Annotated in this window: 20 protein-coding genes and 1 tRNA gene; 19 read left to right on the top strand and 2 right to left on the bottom strand. The window is 68.9% G+C overall.

Annotated elements, in window-relative coordinates; translation table 11 throughout:
• Both truA and ACP93_RS04090 read left to right on the top strand, forming a co-directional pair.
• Positions 1–774: a tRNA pseudouridine(38-40) synthase TruA gene (truA, locus tag ACP93_RS04095; RefSeq protein ID WP_048489498.1), complete on the top strand. Its 774-nt coding sequence runs from the start codon at positions 1–3 to the stop codon at positions 772–774.
• A complete protein-coding gene (locus ACP93_RS04090) occupies positions 771–1,433 on the top strand; it encodes a phosphoribosylanthranilate isomerase (protein WP_048489497.1) in 663 nt (220 codons plus the stop codon). Before truA ends, ACP93_RS04090 begins: the two co-directional genes overlap by 4 nt.
• A gap of 34 nt (positions 1,434–1,467) precedes the next feature.
• Here ACP93_RS04090 and ACP93_RS04085 read toward each other — a convergent pair whose 3' ends face one another.
• Positions 1,468–2,361, bottom strand: coding sequence for a LysR family transcriptional regulator (locus ACP93_RS04085; RefSeq protein ID WP_048489496.1), 894 nt, complete (start codon positions 2,359–2,361; stop codon positions 1,468–1,470).
• A gap of 97 nt (positions 2,362–2,458) precedes the next feature.
• Here ACP93_RS04085 and trpB point away from each other — a divergent pair, with 97 nt between their 5' ends.
• The 5 genes from trpB (at position 2,459) to ACP93_RS04055 (ending at position 8,373) form a co-directional block, all read left to right on the top strand.
• A complete protein-coding gene (gene trpB / locus ACP93_RS04080; RefSeq protein ID WP_048489495.1) occupies positions 2,459–3,676 on the top strand; it encodes a tryptophan synthase subunit beta in 1,218 nt (405 codons plus the stop codon).
• Positions 3,677–3,810: 134 nt separating this feature from the next.
• Entirely contained in the window at positions 3,811–4,614 is an 804-nt protein-coding gene (trpA, locus tag ACP93_RS04075; protein ID WP_048489494.1) for a tryptophan synthase subunit alpha, read from the top strand.
• A 337-nt stretch (positions 4,615–4,951) separates the two neighbouring features.
• Positions 4,952–5,839 (top strand): acetyl-CoA carboxylase, carboxyltransferase subunit beta, encoded by an 888-nt coding sequence (gene accD, locus ACP93_RS04070; RefSeq protein ID WP_048489493.1) that lies wholly within the window; start codon positions 4,952–4,954, stop codon positions 5,837–5,839.
• A gap of 135 nt (positions 5,840–5,974) precedes the next feature.
• Positions 5,975–7,318 carry a phosphoglucosamine mutase gene (glmM, locus tag ACP93_RS04065; RefSeq protein WP_048489492.1) on the top strand — a complete coding sequence of 448 codons (1,344 nt, stop codon included), beginning with the start codon at positions 5,975–5,977 and terminating at the stop codon, positions 7,316–7,318.
• A gap of 116 nt (positions 7,319–7,434) precedes the next feature.
• On the top strand, positions 7,435–8,373 hold the full coding sequence (locus ACP93_RS04055; protein WP_048489491.1) for an isopenicillin N synthase family dioxygenase: 939 nt from the start codon (positions 7,435–7,437) through the stop codon (positions 8,371–8,373).
• A 96-nt stretch (positions 8,374–8,469) separates the two neighbouring features.
• On the opposite strand, the gene ACP93_RS04050 is transcribed toward ACP93_RS04055, so the two are convergent.
• Positions 8,470–9,279: an SDR family NAD(P)-dependent oxidoreductase gene (locus ACP93_RS04050; protein ID WP_048489490.1), complete on the bottom strand. Its 810-nt coding sequence runs from the start codon at positions 9,277–9,279 to the stop codon at positions 8,470–8,472.
• Between the two features lie 113 nt (positions 9,280–9,392).
• Between ACP93_RS04050 and tpiA the strand changes: the two genes are divergently transcribed.
• From tpiA to nuoI, 12 genes are all read left to right on the top strand, one after another.
• Positions 9,393–10,154 (top strand): triose-phosphate isomerase, encoded by a 762-nt coding sequence (gene tpiA, locus ACP93_RS04045; protein ID WP_048489489.1) that lies wholly within the window; start codon positions 9,393–9,395, stop codon positions 10,152–10,154.
• 62 nt (positions 10,155–10,216) lie between these two features.
• Entirely contained in the window at positions 10,217–10,630 is a 414-nt protein-coding gene (secG, locus tag ACP93_RS04040; RefSeq protein ID WP_048489488.1) for a preprotein translocase subunit SecG, read from the top strand.
• A 51-nt stretch (positions 10,631–10,681) separates the two neighbouring features.
• A tRNA-Leu gene (locus ACP93_RS04035) sits at positions 10,682–10,766 on the top strand.
• Between the two features lie 107 nt (positions 10,767–10,873).
• Positions 10,874–11,230, top strand: coding sequence for an NADH-quinone oxidoreductase subunit A (locus ACP93_RS04030; RefSeq protein ID WP_010343005.1), 357 nt, complete (start codon positions 10,874–10,876; stop codon positions 11,228–11,230).
• Complete coding sequence (locus ACP93_RS04025; RefSeq protein ID WP_010343006.1) at positions 11,221–11,775, top strand: NuoB/complex I 20 kDa subunit family protein; 555 nt, start codon at positions 11,221–11,223, stop codon at positions 11,773–11,775. The genes ACP93_RS04030 and ACP93_RS04025 overlap by 10 nt, the downstream gene beginning before the upstream one ends.
• A gap of 33 nt (positions 11,776–11,808) precedes the next feature.
• On the top strand, positions 11,809–12,558 hold the full coding sequence (locus ACP93_RS04020) for an NADH-quinone oxidoreductase subunit C (protein WP_026143244.1): 750 nt from the start codon (positions 11,809–11,811) through the stop codon (positions 12,556–12,558).
• On the top strand, positions 12,555–13,862 hold the full coding sequence (locus ACP93_RS04015; RefSeq protein WP_048489487.1) for an NADH-quinone oxidoreductase subunit D: 1,308 nt from the start codon (positions 12,555–12,557) through the stop codon (positions 13,860–13,862). Before ACP93_RS04020 ends, ACP93_RS04015 begins: the two co-directional genes overlap by 4 nt.
• On the top strand, positions 13,859–14,386 hold the full coding sequence (gene nuoE, locus ACP93_RS04010) for an NADH-quinone oxidoreductase subunit NuoE (protein ID WP_048489486.1): 528 nt from the start codon (positions 13,859–13,861) through the stop codon (positions 14,384–14,386). The genes ACP93_RS04015 and nuoE overlap by 4 nt, the downstream gene beginning before the upstream one ends.
• A 5-nt stretch (positions 14,387–14,391) precedes the next feature.
• Positions 14,392–15,735 carry an NADH-quinone oxidoreductase subunit NuoF gene (gene nuoF / locus ACP93_RS04005; RefSeq protein WP_048489485.1) on the top strand — a complete coding sequence of 448 codons (1,344 nt, stop codon included), beginning with the start codon at positions 14,392–14,394 and terminating at the stop codon, positions 15,733–15,735.
• Positions 15,732–17,981 (top strand): NADH-quinone oxidoreductase subunit NuoG, encoded by a 2,250-nt coding sequence (gene nuoG / locus ACP93_RS04000; protein ID WP_048489484.1) that lies wholly within the window; start codon positions 15,732–15,734, stop codon positions 17,979–17,981. Before nuoF ends, nuoG begins: the two co-directional genes overlap by 4 nt.
• The gene (gene nuoH, locus ACP93_RS03995; RefSeq protein WP_048489483.1) at positions 17,978–19,069 is read left to right on the top strand and encodes an NADH-quinone oxidoreductase subunit NuoH; all 1,092 of its coding nucleotides are present in this window, start codon (positions 17,978–17,980) and stop codon (positions 19,067–19,069) included. The genes nuoG and nuoH overlap by 4 nt, the downstream gene beginning before the upstream one ends.
• A gap of 3 nt (positions 19,070–19,072) precedes the next feature.
• Entirely contained in the window at positions 19,073–19,561 is a 489-nt protein-coding gene (nuoI, locus tag ACP93_RS03990; RefSeq protein ID WP_012915532.1) for an NADH-quinone oxidoreductase subunit NuoI, read from the top strand.
• The last annotated feature ends 9 nt before the right edge of the window (positions 19,562–19,570 follow it).

The following is a 19,570-nucleotide window of genomic DNA, read 5'->3' as shown; positions in this document are numbered from 1 at the left end:
ATGCGCTACGCGCTAGGCGTGGAATACGACGGCAGCGAGTTCCAGGGCTGGCAGCAGCTCGGCGAGAGCGGCGGCCCCAGCGTGCAGGCGACGCTGCAGGCGGCGCTGTCGTCGGTGGCCGACGCGCCGGTGAGCGTGGTCTGCGCCGGCCGCACCGATGCCGGCGTGCACGGCGAGTGCCAGGTGGTGCATTTCGACTGCGACGCGCCGCGCCCGGCGCGCGGCTGGATGCTGGGCGCCACCGCGCGGCTGCCGCCCTCGGTGTGCGTGCGCTGGTGCGTGCCGGTGGCCGACGATTTCCACGCACGCTTCTCCGCCCGCGCGCGCCGCTACCGCTACCGCCTGCTCAACCGCCAGGTGCGCCCGGCGCTGTACCGGCAGACCCTGAGCTGGGAGCGGCGGCCGCTGCAGGCCGAGGCCATGCATGCGGCGGCGCAGGCGCTGCTGGGCGAGCAGGACTTCAGCGCCTTCCGCAGCGTGCAGTGCCAGGCCCTGCACGCGCGCCGCGAGCTGCAGTCGATCACGGTGCACCGCAGCGGCGAGCTGGTCGAGATCCAGGTCCAGGCCAATGCATTCCTTCATCACATGGTGCGCAATATCGTGGGTTCCCTTGTCATGGTGGGGACGGGCGAAAAGCCGGCGTCCTGGATTGGCGAGCTGCTCGCCGGACGCGACCGCCGCGTCGCCGGTCCGACGGCGCCACCGCAGGGCCTGGTTTTCGTGGGTCCCCTCTATCCCGCCCACTGGACGCTTCCGGACGAGGTCACGCTATGAATCGCACGTTGTATCGCACCCGCATCAAGTTCTGCGGCATGACCCGCGCCGGCGATATCCGCCTGGCAGGCGAGTTGGGCGTGGATTCGATCGGGTTCGTGTTCGCCCATGGCAGCCCGCGGCGAGTGGCGCCGGCCGAGGCGCGCGCCATGCGCCAGGCCGCCGCGCCGATGCTGGACGTGGTGGCGCTGTTCCGCGACAACCCCAAGGACGAGGTGCGCGAGGTGCTGCGCACGGTGCGTCCGACCCTGCTGCAGTTCCACGGCGACGAGGACGACGGCTTCTGCCGCAGCTTCAACCTGCCGTACCTGAAGGCGGTGCCGATGGGCGGCGGCGAGATCAACGCGCGCACCCTGCAGCTGCAGTTCCCCAACGCCGCCGGCTTCCTGTTCGACAGCCACGCCCCTGGCGAAAGCGGCGGCTCGGGCAAGACCTTCGACTGGTCGCGGCTACCCACCGGCCTGCACCGGCCGTTCCTGCTCGCCGGCGGGATCAATGGCGACAACGTGTTCGACGCGATCATCGGCACCTTGCCGTGGGGCGTGGACGTGTCCAGCGGCATCGAAAGCCAGCCCGGGATCAAGGACGGCCACAAGATGCGCAAATTCGTCGAGGAAGTGCGCCGCGCCGACTGCCACGAGTTGAACACCAACTGCTGAGCGCGATGCGGCGCCGTCGCCGGCGTCGCCTCGGTCAGCGCTGCAGTTCCTGCGTCAGCCACTGCGCCAGCGCGTCGACCCGTGGATCCTGGACCTCGCGGCGCGTGCACAGCGCCCACTGTCCGCCGGTTTCGACGAAGCCCCAAGGTGCCAGCAGGCGGCCATTGGCCAGATCGTCGGCGACCAGCGGCTGCGGGGCGATCGCCACGCCGATCCCGGCCAGCGCCGCCTCCAGCAGGTAGTACAGGTGCTCGAAGCCGGTGCCGTAGCGCAACTGCACCGGCGCCAGGCCCTGCGCCTCGGCCCAGGCCGGCCAGGCCTGCGGCCGCGACACGGTATGCAGCAGCGGCAGTCCCTGCAGTGCCGCTGGCGCAGCCGCGGTCAGTGCCGAGGCCTGCGGCAGGGCAGGGCTGAGCACCGGGCCGATCCGCTCCGGCGCCAGCACGCGGACCTGCCAGTCCGCCGGCCACGGCGCCTGGCCCAGCAGCAGCGCCGCATCCAGGCCGTCCAGGTCGGCGCCGAAGTCGCCCTCGTGCGCCGACAGGTGCAGGGTCAGCGCCGGCAGGTCGCGCTGCAGCGCCTGCAGCCGCGGGATCATCCAGCGGGCCAGGATGCTGCCGGGGCAGCCCAGCACCAGCGCGGCCGGGCGTGCTGGGCGGCGCAGTTCCGTCACCGCCTCGTGCAATTGCGCGAAGGCGCTGCCGGCTGCCTCGCACAGGCGCGTGCCGGCGACGGTCGGACGGATGCCGCGGCCGTCGCGCTGCAGCAGCGGCAGCCCCAGTTCCTGCTCCAGCAGCCGCACCTGGCGGCTGATCGCGCCATGAGTGACATGCAGTTCCGTCGCCGCGGCGCCGACGCTGCGCAGCCGCGCGGCGGCCTCGAAGGCGCGCAGGGCGTTGAGCGAGGGCAGGCGACGCGCACTGGTCATGTGAGTTTTCCTGACGGGTCGCGTCAGACTTTATCGGTTTTTCTATAGGAACGTGTGCGCTAAAGTGCAGGCCTGTCCTGTTGCCCCCGGTTGCGCCATGTCCTCTGTCCCCGTCAGCGACTTCCACGCCTATCCCGACGCCGCCGGCCACTTCGGTCGCTACGGCGGCCGTTTCGTCGCCGAGACCCTGATCGGCCCGCTGCAGGAGCTGGCCGCCGCCTACGACACCGCGCGCCAGGATCCGGCCTTCATCGCCGCCTACGACAAGGACCTGACCCACTACGTCGGCCGGCCCAGCCCGATCTACCACGCCGAGCGGCTCAGCCGCGAAGTCGGCGGCGCGCAGATCCTGCTCAAGCGCGAGGACCTGAACCACACCGGCGCGCACAAGATCAACAACACCATCGGCCAGGCGCTGCTGGCCAGCCGCATGGGCAAGACCCGCATCATCGCCGAGACCGGCGCCGGCCAGCACGGCGTGGCCAGCGCCACCGTGGCCGCGCGGCTGGGCCTGGAGTGCGTGGTGTACATGGGCGCCACCGACATCGAGCGGCAGAAGATCAACGTCTACCGGATGAAGCTGCTCGGCGCCACGGTAGTACCGGTGCACTCCGGCTCGGCCACGCTCAAGGACGCGCTCAACGAGGCGATGCGCGACTGGGTCACCAACGTGCAGGACACCTTCTACATCATCGGCACCGTTGCCGGCCCCGATCCGTATCCGCGGATGGTGCGTGACTTCAACGCCATCGTCGGCCGCGAGGCGCGCGAGCAGATGCTGCGCGACTACGGCCGCCTGCCGGATGCGATCAGCGCCTGCGTCGGCGGCGGCAGCAATGCCATCGGCCTGTTCCATGCCTTCCTCAACGACGCCTCGGTGAAGATCTACGGCGCCGAGGCCGCCGGCGACGGCATCGGCAGCGGCCGCCATGCCGCCTCGATCGCCGCCGGGCGTCCCGGTGTGCTGCACGGCAACCGCACCTACGTGATCTGCGATGACGACGGGCAGATCGTCGAAACCCATTCGGTGTCCGCCGGCCTGGACTACCCGGGCGTGGGCCCGGAGCACGCATTCCTGGCCGACAGCGGCCGCGCCACCTACCAGGGCATCACCGACGACGAGGCGCTGGCCGCGTTCCACCTGCTGGCGCATACCGAGGGCATCCTCGCCGCGCTGGAGTCCAGCCATGCCGTAGCGCAGTCGATCAAGCTGGCGCGCGAACTGCCCAAGGACGCGCTGGTGCTGTGCAACCTGTCCGGCCGTGGCGACAAGGACGTGCACACCATCGCCGCGCGCGAGGGACTGACGCTGTAACGCTTTGCCCTTCTCCTGCGGGAGAAGGTGGCGCGAAGCGCCGGATGAGGGTACGGGCGCAGCCTCGTGCACTCGCGTTCCCTTTCCCTCACCCCAACCCCTCTCCCGCCGGGAGAGGGGCGCATAGGTCCCACATGAACCGCCTCGCCGACACCTTTGCCCGACTCGATGCCCAACGCCGCAAGGCCCTGATCCCCTTCCTCACCGCCGGCGATCCGTCGCTGGAGGCGACCGTGCCGGCGATGCACGCGCTGGTCGAGGCCGGTGCCGACGTGATCGAGCTGGGTGTGCCGTTCTCCGATCCGATGGCCGACGGCCCGACCATCCAGCGCAGCTCCGAGCGTGCGCTGGCGCGCGGCGCCGGCCTGCGCTACGTGCTGGAGACGGTCAGCGCGTTCCGCCGCGACGACGCGACCACGCCAGTGGTGCTGATGGGCTACCTCAACCCGGTGGAGATCCACGGCACCGCGCGCTTCGCCGAGGAGGCGGTGGCGGCCGGCGTGGACGGCGTGCTGCTGGTCGACCTGCCGCCGGAGGAATCGGCCGAGACCCTGACGATCTTCGCCGAGGCGGGGCTGGACCTGATCGTGCTGGCCTCGCCGACCACCAGCGATGCACGCATCGCGTTGTTGTGCGATGCAGCGCGCGGCTATCTGTACTACGTCAGCTTCGCCGGCGTGACCGGTGCCGACCGGCTGGATACCCGCGCCGCCGGCGATCGCCTGCGCCAGCTGCGCGCGCGCTGCCCGGTGCCGGTTGTGGCCGGCTTCGGCATCAAGGACGCCGCCAGCGCCAAGGCCATGGCCACCGACGCCGATGGCGTGGTGGTGGGCAGCGCGCTGGTCGCGGCGCTGGCCGAGGCCGGCAGTCCGCAGGCCGCGCGCGACGCCGCCCTGGCGTTCCTGGTGCCGCTGCGGCAGGCGCTGGACGCGGGCTGAGCCACGCCCGGTGTGTATGCGAACGCCCGCCTTGCGCGGGCGTTCGCGTTTGCGGCGATGCCGCAAACGCGGCGCGTGCGGGTCATGCGGCACATGCATTGCTGGTCGGACGGCACGCGCCGCCGCTGGCCCTCGCTTGAGTGGTGGCGATGCGGGATGGCGGCGGCGATGCCGTGTCCCGCGCTGCGCGAGGCGCGGCAGGTGTCCTGGCAGTGGCCGTGCCGGCGCCGGCCAGCCTGGTCGCTCCATGCGCCACCGTCTGCAGGCCACCGGGGGACCGAGTTAGACTGTCGCCCCTCTGCGGCTCTCGCGGCCGCCCAATGGATCGTCACATCGCATGAGTTGGCTCAGCAAATTGATGCCTTCGGGCATCCGCACCGACAGCACGCCCAGCAAGAAGCGCAGCGTTCCCGAAGGCTTGTGGGAGAAGTGTCCCAACTGCAGCGCCGTGCTGTACCGGCCGGAGCTGGAGGAGAACCTGGAGGTGTGCCCGAAGTGCGGCCATCACATGGCGATCCGCGCGCGCGCGCGCCTGGCCGCGCTGTTCGACGCCGACACCGCACCGACCGAGATCGGCGCGCGCCTGGGTCCGACCGACGCGCTCAAGTTCAAGGACCAGAAGAAGTACGGCGAGCGCATCAAGGCCTCGCAGAAGAGCACCGGCGAATACGACGCGCTGGTGGCGATGCAGGGCCTGCTCAAGGGCCAGCCGCTGGTCGCGGCCTCGTTCGATTTCGCCTTCATGGGCGGCTCGATGGGCTCGGTGGTCGGCGAGCGTTTCGCCCTGGCCGCCGAGACCGCGCTGAAGATCGGCGCGCCGTTCGTGTGCTTCTCCGCCAGCGGCGGCGCGCGCATGCAGGAAGGCCTGTTCTCGCTGATGCAGATGGCCAAGACCTCGGCCGCGCTCGGTCGCCTGCGCGAGGCCGGCCTGCCGTACGTGTCGGTGCTGACCCACCCCACCACCGGTGGCGTGTCGGCCAGCTTCGCCATGCTTGGCGACATCAACATCGCCGAGCCGTACGCGCTGATCGGCTTCGCCGGCCCGCGCGTGATCGAGCAGACCGTGCGCGAGACCCTGCCGGAAGGCTTCCAGCGCTCGGAGTTCCTGCTCGAGCACGGTGCCATCGACCAGATCTGCGACCGCCGCGAACTGCGCGACCGCCTGTCCGAACTGCTGGCGCTGATGATGCGGCAGCCGGCTCCGGCGAAGACGGAGGTGGCGTGAAAGCCGGGACCCGGGGCCCGGGACCCGGGTCTCGTGGTATTCCACGACGGATGTATCGCGCCAACAGCATGTTTGCTTCTACCGCCGTCCGTGCCTTGCGCTTTTTCCGGGTCCCGGGTCCCGAGTCCCGACGCCATGAGCGCCCGTAAATACTTCGGCACCGACGGCATCCGTGGCCGGGTCGGGCAGGGGGCGATTTCCGCCGATTTCGTGATGCGCCTGGGCAATGCGCTGGGCCGGGTGCTGGTCGCCGGCGGCACCGCACGGCCGACCGTGGTGATCGGCAAGGACACGCGCATCTCCGGCTACATGTTCGAGTCGGCGCTGGAGGCCGGGCTGGTCGCCGCCGGCGCCAACGTGCAGTTGCTCGGGCCGATGCCGACCCCGGCGGTGGCGTTCCTCACGCGCACCCTCGGCGCCGATGCCGGCATCGTGATCAGCGCCTCGCACAATCCGCACTACGACAACGGCATCAAGTTCTTTTCCGCCCACGGCGAGAAGCTCGACGACGCCACTGAGCAGGCGATCGAAGCCGCGCTGGACGCGCCGTTCGCCACGGTCGAGTCCGAGCGGCTGGGCAAGGCGATGCGCGCGCGCGAGGCGATCGGCCGCTACATCGAATTCTGCAAGGCCAGCGTGCCGCGTGGTTTCGACCTGCGCGGGCTGAAGCTGGTGCTGGATTGCGCACACGGCGCGACCTACCACATCGCGCCGCTGCTCTTTCGCGAACTGGGCGCGGAGGTGATCGCGATCGGCGCGGCGCCGGACGGGCTCAACATCAACGCCGGCGTCGGTTCGATGCATATCGACAACCTCGCCGCCAACGTGCGCGACCATGGCGCGCACCTGGGCATCGCCTTCGACGGCGACGGCGACCGCGTGCTGATGGCCGACGACCAGGGCAACCCGGTCGACGGCGACGGCCTGCTGTACGTGCTGGCCTGCGGTTGGCAGGCCAGTGGCCGCCTGCACGGTCCGGTGGTCGGTACGCTGATGACCAACTACGGCCTGGAACGGGCGCTGGCCGGGTTGCAGGTGCCGTTCCTGCGCGCCAAGGTCGGCGACCGCCACGTGCACCAGGCGCTGGTGGAGCAGGGCGGGGTGCTCGGCGGCGAGGCCTCCGGGCACATGCTGTGCCTGGATCGCGCCACCACCGGCGACGCCATCGTCAGCGCGCTGCAGGTGCTGGAAGTGCTCAAGCGCTCGCGGCAGACCCTGCGCCAGGCGTTGGCCGGGCTGCAGAAGGTGCCGCAGCAGACGGTCAACGTGCGCCTGCAGCCGGGCGTGCGCCCGCTCGAGGCCGACACCGTGAAGGCCGCGCTGGCCGCGGCGCAGGCGTCGGTGCAGGGGCGCGGACGTGCCTTCCTGCGCGCCTCCGGGACCGAGCCGGTGGTGCGGGTCACGGTCGAGGCCGACGATGCCACGCTGATGCGACAGACTCTGGACGCGCTGGCCGAGGCGGTCCGTGACGCGGCGTGAGTCGATCGCCATTGCCCTCTTCGTGATCGTCGCCAAGGCGGTCACCTTCTACCTGCTGTACCGCCTGCTGCGCTGAGCGCGGCGTTCGTTCCCTTCACAAGATGACGGTTCCTGCCATGACTGCGCGCATTCCCACCCTCGACATCACCCGTTTCGATACCGATCGCGAGGCCTTCGTCGCCGAGCTGGGCGCGGCCTACCGCGAGTGGGGCTTCGCCGGCATCCGCAACCACGGCATCGCCCAGGCGCAGATCGACGCGGCCTACGATGTGTTCAAGGCGTTCTTCGCCCTGCCCGAGGAGACCAAGCGCCAGTACCACCTGCCGGGCAGCGGCGGCGCGCGCGGCTACACCGCCTTCGGCGTGGAGACCGCCAAGGACTCCAAGCATTTCGACCTGAAGGAGTTCTGGCACATCGGCCGCGAGATCGCCGACGACTCTCCGTACCGCGCGGTGATGCCGCCGAACCTGTGGCCGAGCGAAGTGCCCGGCTTCCGCACCCACGGCTACGGCCTGTACCAGGCGCTGGATGAGCTCGGCGCGCGGGTGCTGTCGGCGCTGGCCCTGCACATCGGCCTGCCCGAGCACTACTTCGTCGACAAGACCGATTCGGGCAACTCGATCCTGCGCCCCATCCACTACCCGCCGATCACCGCCGACGACATCCCCAACGTGCGCGCCGGCGCCCACGAGGACATCAACCTGATCACCCTGCTGGTCGGCGCCAGCGCCGCCGGCCTGGAAGTGAAGTCCAAGCAGGGCGAGTGGGTACCGTTCACCTCCGACGCCGACACCATCGTGGTCAACATCGGCGACATGCTGCAGCGCCTGACCAACCACGTGTATCCCTCGACCACCCACCGCGTGGTCAACCCGCCGGGCGAGCAGGCACGGCAGCCGCGCTACTCGGTGCCGTTCTTCCTGCACCCGAACCCGGACTTCGTGATCGACGTGCTGCCGTCCTGCGTCAGCGCCGACAACCCCAGCCGCTATCCCGAGCCGATCACCGCGCAGGGCTATCTGGAAGAGCGGTTGCGCGAAATCAAGCTGAAGTGAGGCGGGGATTCGGGAGTGGGGATTGGGGATTCGCAAAAGCGGATCCCGCGCGGGGTGGCAGATCGCGGGTACGCCGCTTTTGCCAATCCCGACTCCCTAATCCCCAATCCCAGCATTTCTGATCCGTCCCGAGCCGCGCCCCATCATCCGCAATAGCAGGCCATTGGGCAGTAGCGCCGTCAGGCCGAGCAGAGTGCGGTAGACCGCGCCCGGGACCACCCGCACCTTGCCGCGTTCGGCGCCGTCGATGCCGGCGCGGGCCACCGCCGCGGTCTGCAGCCAGATCCAGCGCGGCAGGGCGTCCATCTGTTCGCGGGTGCCGGTGACGTCGTGGAACTCGGACCAGGTGAAGCCGGGGCACAGCGCGCAGACGCCCACCCCGCGGTCGGCGTTCTCCAGGGCCAGCGATTCGCTGAAGCGCAGCATGAAGCTCTTCGCCGCCGCGTACAGGGTGTGGCCGTCGGCGCCGGGGACCAGGGCGGCGAACGAGGCCACGTTGAGGATGCGGCCGTGGCCGCTGGCGCGCAGCGCTGGCAGCAGCCGCCAGGTCAGCTCGCACACCGCGCCGACCATCACCTGCAGGAACGCCGCGTGCACCGCCCAGTCCTGGGCGATGTAGCGGCCGGGCACGCCGTAGCCGGCGTTGTTGACCAGGATCCGCACCGCCAGCCCGCGCCGTTCGATCTCGGCCACCAGTGCGGCCGGCGCCGCCGGGTCGGCCAGGTCGGCGACCAGCACCTCCACCGGCACCTGCGCCCGCAGTTCGGCGGCCAGTGCCTGCAGCAGCGCCTCGCGGCGCGCGCTGAGGATCAGCGGTACGCCGCGGCGGGCGTATTCGCGGGCGATCTCGCGGCCGATGCCGCTGGAGGCGCCGGTGATCAGGGCGTAGCCGGGAAGCTGGGTCATGGCGGTCTCTGGGCGTGGAGCGGGCGGCGGGTGAGGGCGGGCCGGCGGGACGATGCCTGGCCTTGGCGGCGCATCGGCTATCCTCTCGGCACTTTTTCGCCGGAGATGCGCCGATGCGACGCAAGATCGTAGCCGGAAACTGGAAATTGCATGGCACCCGCCACTTCGCCGCCGAGCTGGTGCGGGAAATCGTCGCCGGGCTGCATGCGGCCGATCACGGTGTGGAGGTGGTGATCCTGCCGCCGCTGCCGTACCTGGGCGACCTGATCGAGAACTTCGAGGACCGGATGCTGCGCTTCGGCGCGCAGGACGTCAGTAGCAACGAGAAGGGGGCCTATACCGGCGAGGTGTCGGCGGCGATGCTGGTCGACGTGGGCGCCGACTACGGCCTGGTCGGGCATTCGGAGCGGCGCCAGTATCACCAGGAGAGCAGCGAGCTGGTCGCGCGCAAGTTCGCTGCCGCCATGCACGCCGGGCTGGTCCCGATCCTGTGCGTGGGCGAGACCCTGGAGCAGCGCGAGGCCGGGCGGACCGAGGCGGTCATCGCCGCGCAGCTGGCGCCGGTGCTGGACCTGGTTGGTGCCGGGGGCTTCGCCCGGGCGGTGGTGGCCTACGAGCCGGTCTGGGCGATCGGCACCGGCCGCACCGCCAGCCCGGCGCAGGCGCAGGCCGTGCATGCGTTCATCCGTGGCGAAGTGGCGGCGCGCGATGCTAGAATCGCGGATTCGTTGCCGATCCTGTACGGCGGCAGCGTCAAGCCCGACAACGCCGCCGAGCTGTTCGCGCAGCCGGATGTGGATGGCGGGCTGGTGGGCGGCGCCTCGCTGGTCGCCGCGGAATTCCTGGCCATCGTGCGAGCGGCGGCCGCCTGTTGAGCGAACGGCTGCCGATGGCGGCCGTTCGTCCCCCAAGTCGTACTGTCCGGACGGATTTCGAAATGCTGATGGTCATCCTCAATGTGGTCTACGTGCTGGTGGCGATCGCGATGATCGCGCTGATCCTGATGCAACGCGGCGCCGGTGCGGCGGCGGGTTCCGGGTTCGGCGCCGGTGCGTCCGGCACCGTGTTCGGATCGCGCGGCGCGTCCAACTTCCTGTCCAAGTCGACCAAGTGGCTGGCGGTGGTGTTCTTCGCCATCAGCCTGTTCATGGCCTGGTACGCCGGCCACAGTGCGCGTCCGGCCGACGCCAATCTGGGCGTGATGTCGCAGTCGGCCACCCCGGCGCCGGCTGCGCCGCCCGGCGAACTGCAGGTCCCGCAGGCGCCGGCTGCCCCCGCCGCCGCCCCGGCCGCCCAGCAGGCGCCGGAAAAAGCGCAAGAAAAGTCGCCTGCCCCGTCGCAGAAAGACTGAAGGCGGTTACAATATGCTGCGCGGCGGGATTGCCGCGCAGGTTTTACGCAAGCCCAGGTGGCGGAATTGGTAGACGCACTACCTTGAGGTGGTAGCGACTTAGGTCGTAGGGGTTCGAGTCCCCTCTTGGGCACCATTGTTTGGCTACGGTTTCTGCGCGACGGCATCACGCCCTTGCCCGGAGAATCGTCTATCCCATGCCTGCGCGGCACGCGCGCGGGCACAGGCAAGAGAGAATCGCGAGTGCTGGCCGAATATTTGCCGACCCTGCTGTTTCTGATCGTGGCCACCGGTATCGGCGTCGCGCTGATGCTGGTGGGGCGGTTCCTCGGTCCCCGGCGTCCCGACCTGAAGAAGCTCTCGCCGTACGAGTGCGGCTTCGAGGCCTTCGAGGACGCGCGCATGAAGTTCGACGTGCGCTACTACCTGATCGCCATCCAGTTCATCGTCTTCGATCTGGAAATCATCTTCATCGTGCCGTGGACGCAGGTGTTCATGGACCTGGGCGCTCGCTCCCTGGTCACCATGGGCCTGTTCGTCGGCATGTTGTTCCTCGGTTTTGTCTACGTGTGGAAGAAGGGAGCGCTGGAATGGGAGTGATTCAGACCCTGGATCGCCTGATGACCAACCCGATCCCGGAAGGGCGGGTGGACGACATCCTGCGTCCCGAAGGCGAGAACCCGCTGCTGGAGAAGGGCTACGTCACCACCAGCGTCGACGCGCTGCTGAACTGGGCGCGCACCGGCTCGATGTGGCCGATGACCTTCGGCCTGGCCTGCTGTGCGGTCGAGATGATGCACGCCGGCGCCGCGCGCCTGGACCTGGATCGCTACGGCGTGGTGTTCCGCCCGTCGCCGCGCCAGTCCGACGTGATGATCGTCGCCGGCACCCTGGTCAACAAGATGGCCCCGGCGCTGCGCAAGGTCTATGACCAGATGCCGGACCCGAAGTGGGTCATCTCGATGGGCAGCTGCGCCAACGGCGGCGGCTACTACCATTACTCGTATTCGGTGGTGCGCGGCTGCGACCGCATCGTGCCGGTGGACGTCTACGTCCCGGGCTGCCCGCCGACCGCCGAGGCCCTGGTCTACGGCATCCTGCAGTTGCAGAAGAAGATCTGGCGAACCCAGACCATCGCGCGCTGATTCCTCTTTCCTCAGAGAGCACGCCAAGCCCCCATGGCAGAGCAAGCATCTTCCTTTAGCGACCGACTCGGCGCCCGTTTCCCCGGCAGCCAGGTGTTCGTGGCCCTTCCTCGCGGCGAAGTCACCCTGGAAGTGCCGGCCGACGCCTGGCACGCCACCTGCCTGGCGCTGCGCGACGAGTTCGGTTTCGAACAGTTGTCCGACCTGTGCGGCGTGGACTACCTGGGCTACGGCAGCGACGAGTGGGATACCTCGGACGTGTCATCGCACGGCTTCAGCCGCGGCGTGGAAGGCAAGGCCGTGGGCCGGTTCGCCTGGGGCGAGTTCCCCAGCGGCGAGGCGGCCGGCGGCGCGCAGCCGTTGCCGGTGCCGCAGCAGCGCTACGCCGTGCTGGCGCAGCTGATCTCCTACCGCCACAACCAGCGCCTGCGCGTGCGCTGCTACGCGCCGAACGAAGACCTGCCGGTGGTGGCCTCGGTCACCGACATCTGGCCGGGCGCGAACTGGTTCGAGCGCGAGGCGTTCGACCTGTTCGGCGTGGTCTTCGCCGGGCACCCGGACCTGCGCCGCATCCTCACCGACTACGGCTTCGTCGGCCATCCGTTCCGCAAGGATTTCCCGCTGATCGGCAACGTCGAAGTGCGCTACGACGAAGAGAAGCAGCGCGTGATCTACGAGCCGGTGACCTCGGTGGAGCCGCGCGTGGGCGTGCCGCGCGTGATCCGCGACGATGCGCGCTACCAGACCGCGGCGGGCGAAGCACAGAAGGAGTCCGCCAAGTGAGCGAGTACCACCAGGCGCACGACGGGTTCGCCAGCAATCCTGCCGAAGCCAAGCAGGAAATCCGCAACTACACGATGAACTTCGGCCCGCAGCATCCGGCCGCGCACGGCGTGCTGCGCCTGATCCTGGAAATGGACGGCGAGACCGTGGTCCGCGCCGATCCGCACATCGGCCTGCTGCACCGTGGCACCGAGAAGTTGGCCGAGTCCAAGCCGTTCAACCAGTCGATCGGCTACATGGATCGCCTGGACTACGTGTCGATGATGTGCAACGAGCACGCCTACGTTCGCGCGATCGAGACCCTGATGGGGATCGAGGCGCCGGAGCGCGCGCAGTACATCCGCACCATGTTCGACGAGATCACCCGCATCCTGAACCACCTGATGTGGGTCGGCTCCAACGGCCTGGATCTGGGTGCGATGGCGGTGATGCTGTACGCGTTCCGCGAACGCGAAGAGCTGATGGACGTGTACGAGGCGGTGTCGGGCGCGCGCATGCACGCGACCTACTACCGTCCGGGCGGCGTCTACCGCGACCTGCCGGACCGCATGCCCAAGTACCAGGAATCGCGCTGGCACAAGGGCAATGCGCTGAAGCGGCTCAATGCCGCGCGCGAAGGTTCGATGCTGGACTTCCTGGAGGAGTTCACCAACACCTTCCCGGCGCGCGTCGACGAGTACGAGACCCTGCTCACCGACAACCGCATCTGGAAGCAGCGCACCGTCGGCATCGGCGTGGTCACCCCGGAGCAGGCCTATGGCTGGGGCATGACCGGCGTGATGCTGCGCGGCTCGGGCATCGCCTGGGACCTGCGCAAGAAGCAGCCGTACGCCAAGTACGACAGCGTCGATTTCGACATTCCGCTCGGCACCAACGGCGACTGCTACGACCGCTACCTGGTGCGCGTGGCCGAGATGCGCGAGTCCAACCGCATCATCAAGCAGTGCGTGCAGTGGCTGAAGGCCAACCCGGGCCCGGTCATGGTCGAGAACTTCAAGGTGGCGCCGCCCAAGCGCGCCGAGATGAAGGACGACATGGAAGCGCTGATCCACCACTTCAAGCTGTTCAGCGAAGGCTACTGCGTGCCGGCCGGCGAGACCTACTGCGCGGTCGAAGCGCCGAAGGGCGAGTTCGGCTGCTACCTGATGTCCGACGGCGCCAACAAGCCGTTCCGCGTGCACCTGCGCGCGCCGGGCTTCGCCCATCTGTCGTCGATGGACGCGATCGTGCGCGGCCACATGCTGGCCGACGTGGTGGCGATGATTGGTACCTATGATCTGGTGTTTGGTGAGGTCGACCGATGAAGGCGACAGGTAATTTCGAGGCGGCGCGCGACGTCGATCCGATGGTGGTGCTGAGCGACAAGACGCGCGCGCACATCGATCACTGGCTGGCCAAGTTCCCGCCGGACCGCAAGCGTTCGGCGGTGCTGCAGGGTCTGCATGCGGCGCAGGAACAGAACCAGGGCTGGCTGACCGATGAGTTGATCGCCGGCGTGGCCAAGTACCTGGAACTGCCGCCGGTGTGGGCCTATGAGGTCGCCAGCTTCTACTCGATGTTCGAGACCGAGAAGGTCGGCCGCAACAACGTCGCGTTCTGCACCAACATCAGCTGCTGGCTCAACGGCGCCGAGGACCTGGTCGCGCACGCCGAGAAGAAGCTCGGCTGCAAGCTGGGCCAGTCCACCGCCGACGGCCGCGTCTACCTCAAGCGCGAGGAAGAATGCCTGGCCGGTTGCGCCGGCGCACCGATGATGGTCATCAACGGCCACTACCATGAGCATCTGACCAAGGACAAGGTCGACGAATTGCTGGACGGGTTGGAGTAACGGCAATGGCACAGCATCCCCACGCTCCCACCGGTCCGGTCGGCCCCGCGCCGCAGCCGCACCAAGTGGTGTACACCACGCTGCACTACGACACCCCGTGGTCCTACGAAAGCTACCTGAAGACCGGTGGCTACGCCGCGCTGCGCAAGATCCTCGAAGAGAAGATCCCGCCGGAGCAGGTGATCGAGATGGTCAAGCAGTCGAACCTGCGCGGCCGTGGCGGCGCCGGCTTCCCGACCGGCCTGAAGTGGTCGTTCATGCCCAAGGGCGCGCCGCAGAAGTACATCCTGTGCAATTCGGACGAGTCCGAGCCGGGTACCTGCAAAGACCGCGACATCCTGCGCTACAACCCGCATTCGGTGGTGGAGGGCATGGCCATCGCCTGCTACGCCACCGGCTCCACCGTGGGCTACAACTACCTGCGCGGCGAGTTCCACCACGAGCCGTTCGAGCATTTCGAGCAGGCCCTGGCCGATGCCTACGCCAATGGCTGGCTGGGCAAGGACATCCTCGGCAGCGGCATCGACATCGACATCTACGGCGCGCTGGGCGCCGGCGCCTACATCTGCGGCGAAGAGACCGCGCTGATGGAGTCGCTGGAAGGCAAGAAGGGCCAGCCGCGCTACAAGCCGCCGTTCCCGGCCAACTTCGGCCTGTACGGCAAACCGTCGACGATCAACAACACCGAGACCTACGCGTCGGTGCCGGCGATCATCCGCAACGGCCCGGAATGGTTCCTGGGGCTGAGCAAGACCAAGAATGGCGGTCCGAAGATCTTCTCGGTCTCCGGTTGCGTGCAGAAGGGCGGCAACTTCGAAGTGCCGCTGGGCACCACCTTCGACGAACTGCTGGAAATGGCCGGCGGGCTGAAGCCGGGCCGTACCCTCAAGGGTGCGATCCCGGGCGGCGTGTCGATGCCGGTGCTGAAGGCCGAGCAGCTCGCGGGCCTGCAGATGGACTACGACACCCTGCGCGCACTGGGCACCGGCCTGGGTTCGGGCGCGATCGTAGTGCTGGACGACAGCGTGTGCTGCGTGAAGTTCGCCTGCCGCATCTCGCAGTTCTTCCACAAGGAGTCCTGCGGCCAGTGCACCCCGTGCCGCGAAGGCACCGGCTGGATGCACCGCGTGCTGGAGCGCATCGTCGCCGGCAAGGCCACGATGGAAGACCTGCACCAGCTGCGCACCGTCGCCGGGCAGATCGAAGGCCACACCATCTGCGCCTTCGGCGAAGCGGCGGCCTGGCCGATCCAGGGCTTCCTGCGCCAGTTCTGGGACGAATTCGAGTACTACATCGTCAACGGTCATTCGATGGTTGACGGCAAGAAGGTGGAGGCAGCCGCCGCATGAGCGCGCAACCCAACAATCCCGGCGCGACCCCCGCGGTCGTGCCGGAAGGCCATGTGACCGTCGAGATCGACGGCCAGTCGCTGGTCGTGCCGAAGGGCTCGATGATCATCCAGGCCGCCGACAAGGCCGGCATCCCGATCCCGCGCTTCTGCTATCACGAGAAGCTGCCGATCGCGGCCAACTGCCGCATGTGCCTGGTCGACGTCGAGAAGTCGCCCAAGCCGTCGCCGGCCTGCGCCACGCCGGTCATGGACGGCATGAAGGTGCAGACCCGCAGCGACAAGGCGCTGAAGTACCAGCGCAGCGTCATGGAATTCCTGCTGATCAACCATCCGCTGGACTGCCCGATCTGCGATCAGGGTGGCGAGTGCGAGCTGCAGGACGTGTCGCTGGGCTATGGCCGCTCGGTCAGCCGCTTCAACGAGCGCAAGCGCGTGGTGCCGGACGAGGACATCGGGCCGCTGGTCGCCACCGAGATGACCCGCTGCATCCAGTGCACCCGCTGTGTGCGCTTCACCGCGGACATCGCCGGCACCTACGAGCTGGGCGGCATGTACCGCGGCGAGAACCTGCAGATCGGCACCTACGACGGCAAGCCGCTGACCACCGAGCTGTCCGGCAACGTGGTCGACGTGTGCCCGGTCGGCGCGCTGACCAACAAGGTGTTCCAGTTCCGCGCGCGGCCCTGGGAACTGGTGGCGCGCGAGTCGCTGGGCTACCACGACGCGATGGGTTCCAACCTGTTCCTGCACGTGCGCCGCGGTGAAGTGCTGCGCACCGTGCCGCGCGACAACGAGGCGGTCAACGAGTGCTGGCTGTCCGACCGCGACCGCTACTCGCACCAGGGCCTGTACGCCGAGGACCGCGCACTGCGGCCGCTGCGCAAGGTCGACGGGCAGTGGCGCGAGGTGTCGTGGGCCGAAGGGCTGTCCGCCGCGAGCGAGATCCTCAAGGCCAACCGCGGCGACGCGCTGGGCGTGCTCGCGCATCCGTCCACCTCCAACGAGGAGGGCGCGCTGCTGGCGCGCCTGGCCGAGGGCCTGGACAGCGGCAACCTCGATCACCGCGTGTACAACCGCGACTTCTCCGATGCCGCGCTGGCCGAGCCGTTCGCGCTGCCGCTGGCGGAGATCGAGCAGGCCGACGTGGTGGTGATCCTGGGCAGCAACCTGCGCCATGAACTGCCGCTGCTGCATGCACGCCTGCGCAAGGCGCGGATGCAGCGCCAGACCAAGCTGTATTCGATCAATCCGGTCGATTTCGACGTGGCCTTCGACCAGGCCGGCCGCCAGATCGTGGCGCCGTCGAAGTTCGCCGAGGCGCTGGCCGATGGCGCGCTGCGCGACGCGGTGCAGGGCGCCGACCGCGCGGTGCTGATCGTCGGCGCGCTGGTCGAGAACCATCCGCAGGCTGCCGCGCTGCGTGCGGCCGCGCGCGACTTCGCCGCCGCCACCGGCGCGGCGCTGTGCCGCATCCCGCAGGGCGCCAACGCGCTCGGCCTGTCGCGCTACGGCGTGCTGCCGCGCGGGCGCAACGCCGCGGCGATGCTGTCCGAGCCGCGCAGCGCCTACGTGCTGTACGGCCTGGAGCCGGGTCTGGACTTCGCCGACGCCGCCGCCGCGCGCAGCGCGCTGGCCGGTGCCAAGGTGGTGGCGTTCAGTCACTTCGCCTGCGCCTCCACTCGCGACGTGGCCGACGTGATCCTGCCGATCGGCGCGCTGCCGGAAATCGAGGCGACGCTGACCAACCTCAACGGCAGCGACCAGCGCACCCGCGCCGGCGGCAAGCTGCCGGGCGAGGCCCGCGAGGGCTGGCGCGTGCTGCGCGCGCTCGGCGGCGAGCTGGGCCTGCAGGGCTTCGCGTTCATCGACCTGGCCGGGCTGCGCGATGGCCTGCAGCCGCGCGAGGTCGCCGCGGCGAGCTCTGCGCAGCCGGCACGCCAGGACGAGGGCCTGGAGCTGGCCGCCAGTCCGGCGATCTACCGCACCGATGCGGTGGTGCGCCGCGCGCAGGCGCTGCAGCAGCATCCGCTGAACCGCGCGCCGGGCATTGCGCTGCATCCGGACGAGGCGGCGCGCCTGGGCCTGCGCGACGGACAGATGGTCAAGGTCGGCACCGCGGCGGGTAGCGCCACGTTGCCGCTGGCGACGGACAAGCGGGTCGCGCCGGGCGCGGCCTGGATCGAAACGGGCCACGGCGCGACTGCGCCGCTGGGCGCCGGTCGGGTGACGGTGGTGGCTGCATGAACGAGATGCTGTTGAACGTGGTCGACCCGCTGCACCAGTGGTTCCTCGGCCTGGGCGCCCTCGGCGTGGTCCTGTGGATCGTGCTGAAGATCCTGCTGATCGCCATGCCGGTGATCATCTCGGTGGCGTTCTACGTGGTCTGGGAGCGCAAGCTGATCGGCTGGATGCACGTGCGCCACGGGCCGATGTACGTGGGCATGGGCATCTTCCAGGCCTTCGCCGACGTCTTCAAACTGCTGTTCAAGGAAATCATCCAGCCCAGCAGCTCGCACAAAGCGATGTTCGTGATCGCGCCGCTGATCACCCTGGCGCCTGCCTTCGCCGCCTGGGCGGTGGTGCCGTTCGACGCCAAGCTGGTGCTGTCCAACGCCAACGCCGGCCTGCTGTACCTGCTGGCGATGACCTCGCTCGGCGTGTACGGCATCATCCTGGCCGGCTGGGCGTCCAACTCCAAGTACGCCTTCCTCGGCGCGATGCGCTCGGCCGCGCAGGTGGTCAGCTACGAAATCGCGATGGGCTTCGCCCTGGTCGGTGTCATGATCGCCGCCGGCAGCCTGAACCTGAGCACGATCGTGCAGGCACAGGCCGGCAGCTCCGGGTTCTTCGACTGGTTCCTGATCCCGCTGTTCCCGCTGTTCATCGTGTACTGGGTGTCCGGCGTGGCCGAGACCAACCGCGCGCCGTTCGACGTGGTCGAAGGCGAGTCGGAAATCGTCGCCGGCCATATGGTCGAGTATTCGGGCGGTGCGTTCGCGCTGTTCTTCCTGGCTGAATACGCCAACATGATCCTGGTCAGCTTCCTGGTCTCGATCTTCTTCCTGGGTGGCTGGCTGAGCCCGATCCAGGGCTGGGTCACCGCGGACGTCTCGCCGTGGGTCAACTGGATCTGGACCGGCGGCTGGCCGTGGCTGCTGATGAAGGTGCTGTTCTTCGCCAGCGCGTACATCTGGTTCCGCGCCAGCTTCCCGCGCTACCGCTACGACCAGATCATGCGCCTGGGCTGGAAGGTGTTCATCCCGCTGACGATCGTGTGGATCGCGGTGACGGCATTGATGGTGTTCTACGGCGTGATCCAGAAGGGCGTGTAAGCGATGAATAAAATCACCCATTACTTCAAGAGCCTGCTGCTGCTCGAGCTGCTCGGCGGCCTGTGGCTGACCTTGAAGTACACGTTCCGTCCCAAGTACACCGTGCTGTACCCGATGGAGAAGTTCCCGCAGTCGCCGCGCTTCCGTGGCCTGCACGCGCTGCGCCGCTATCCCAACGGCGAAGAGCGCTGCATCGCCTGCAAGCTGTGTGAGGCGGTGTGCCCGGCGCTGGCGATTACCATCGACTCGACCAAGCGCGAGGACGGCACCCGCCGCACCACTCGCTACGACATCGACCTGTTCAAGTGCATCTACTGCGGCTTCTGCGAGGAAAGCTGCCCGGTGGATTCGATCGTGGAGACCCAGGTGCTGGAGTACCACTTCGAAAAGCGCGGCGAGAACATCGTCACCAAGCCGCAGTTGCTGGCGATCGGAGACCGGCTCGAGGCCGAGATCGCCGAGCGCCGCGCCGCCGACGCTCCCTTCCGCTGAGGTTCCGAA

The sequence above is a fragment of the Xanthomonas sp. NCPPB 1128 genome (assembly GCF_001043115.1).
In the GTDB taxonomy this organism is placed as follows: domain Bacteria; phylum Pseudomonadota; class Gammaproteobacteria; order Xanthomonadales; family Xanthomonadaceae; genus Xanthomonas_A.
Note: the sequence above shows the minus strand (reverse complement) of the source record. Positions and strands in the feature narration are given on the sequence as shown.

Excerpts from the sequence above, each read along its gene's own strand:
- glmM (WP_048489492.1), top strand. The coding sequence starts at position 5,975 with ATGAGCGCCCGTAAATACTTCGGCACCGACGGCATCCGTGGCCGGGTC.
- ACP93_RS04090 (WP_048489497.1), top strand. The coding sequence starts at position 771 with ATGAATCGCACGTTGTATCGCACCCGCATCAAGTTCTGCGGCATGACC.
- trpB (WP_048489495.1), top strand. The coding sequence starts at position 2,459 with ATGTCCTCTGTCCCCGTCAGCGACTTCCACGCCTATCCCGACGCCGCC.
- nuoH (WP_048489483.1), top strand. The coding sequence starts at position 17,978 with ATGAACGAGATGCTGTTGAACGTGGTCGACCCGCTGCACCAGTGGTTC.
- ACP93_RS04085 (WP_048489496.1), bottom strand. The coding sequence starts at position 2,361 with ATGACCAGTGCGCGTCGCCTGCCCTCGCTCAACGCCCTGCGCGCCTTC.
- ACP93_RS04055 (WP_048489491.1), top strand. The coding sequence starts at position 7,435 with ATGACTGCGCGCATTCCCACCCTCGACATCACCCGTTTCGATACCGAT.
- ACP93_RS04050 (WP_048489490.1), bottom strand. The coding sequence starts at position 9,279 with ATGACCCAGCTTCCCGGCTACGCCCTGATCACCGGCGCCTCCAGCGGC.
- nuoG (WP_048489484.1), top strand. The coding sequence starts at position 15,732 with ATGAGCGCGCAACCCAACAATCCCGGCGCGACCCCCGCGGTCGTGCCG.
- nuoE (WP_048489486.1), top strand. The coding sequence starts at position 13,859 with ATGAAGGCGACAGGTAATTTCGAGGCGGCGCGCGACGTCGATCCGATG.
- ACP93_RS04025 (WP_010343006.1), top strand. The coding sequence starts at position 11,221 with ATGGGAGTGATTCAGACCCTGGATCGCCTGATGACCAACCCGATCCCG.
- nuoI (WP_012915532.1), top strand. The coding sequence starts at position 19,073 with ATGAATAAAATCACCCATTACTTCAAGAGCCTGCTGCTGCTCGAGCTG.
- tpiA (WP_048489489.1), top strand. The coding sequence starts at position 9,393 with ATGCGACGCAAGATCGTAGCCGGAAACTGGAAATTGCATGGCACCCGC.
- trpA (WP_048489494.1), top strand. The coding sequence starts at position 3,811 with ATGAACCGCCTCGCCGACACCTTTGCCCGACTCGATGCCCAACGCCGC.
- accD (WP_048489493.1), top strand. The coding sequence starts at position 4,952 with ATGAGTTGGCTCAGCAAATTGATGCCTTCGGGCATCCGCACCGACAGC.
- truA (WP_048489498.1), top strand. The coding sequence starts at position 1 with ATGCGCTACGCGCTAGGCGTGGAATACGACGGCAGCGAGTTCCAGGGC.
- ACP93_RS04020 (WP_026143244.1), top strand. The coding sequence starts at position 11,809 with ATGGCAGAGCAAGCATCTTCCTTTAGCGACCGACTCGGCGCCCGTTTC.
- secG (WP_048489488.1), top strand. The coding sequence starts at position 10,217 with ATGCTGATGGTCATCCTCAATGTGGTCTACGTGCTGGTGGCGATCGCG.
- nuoF (WP_048489485.1), top strand. The coding sequence starts at position 14,392 with ATGGCACAGCATCCCCACGCTCCCACCGGTCCGGTCGGCCCCGCGCCG.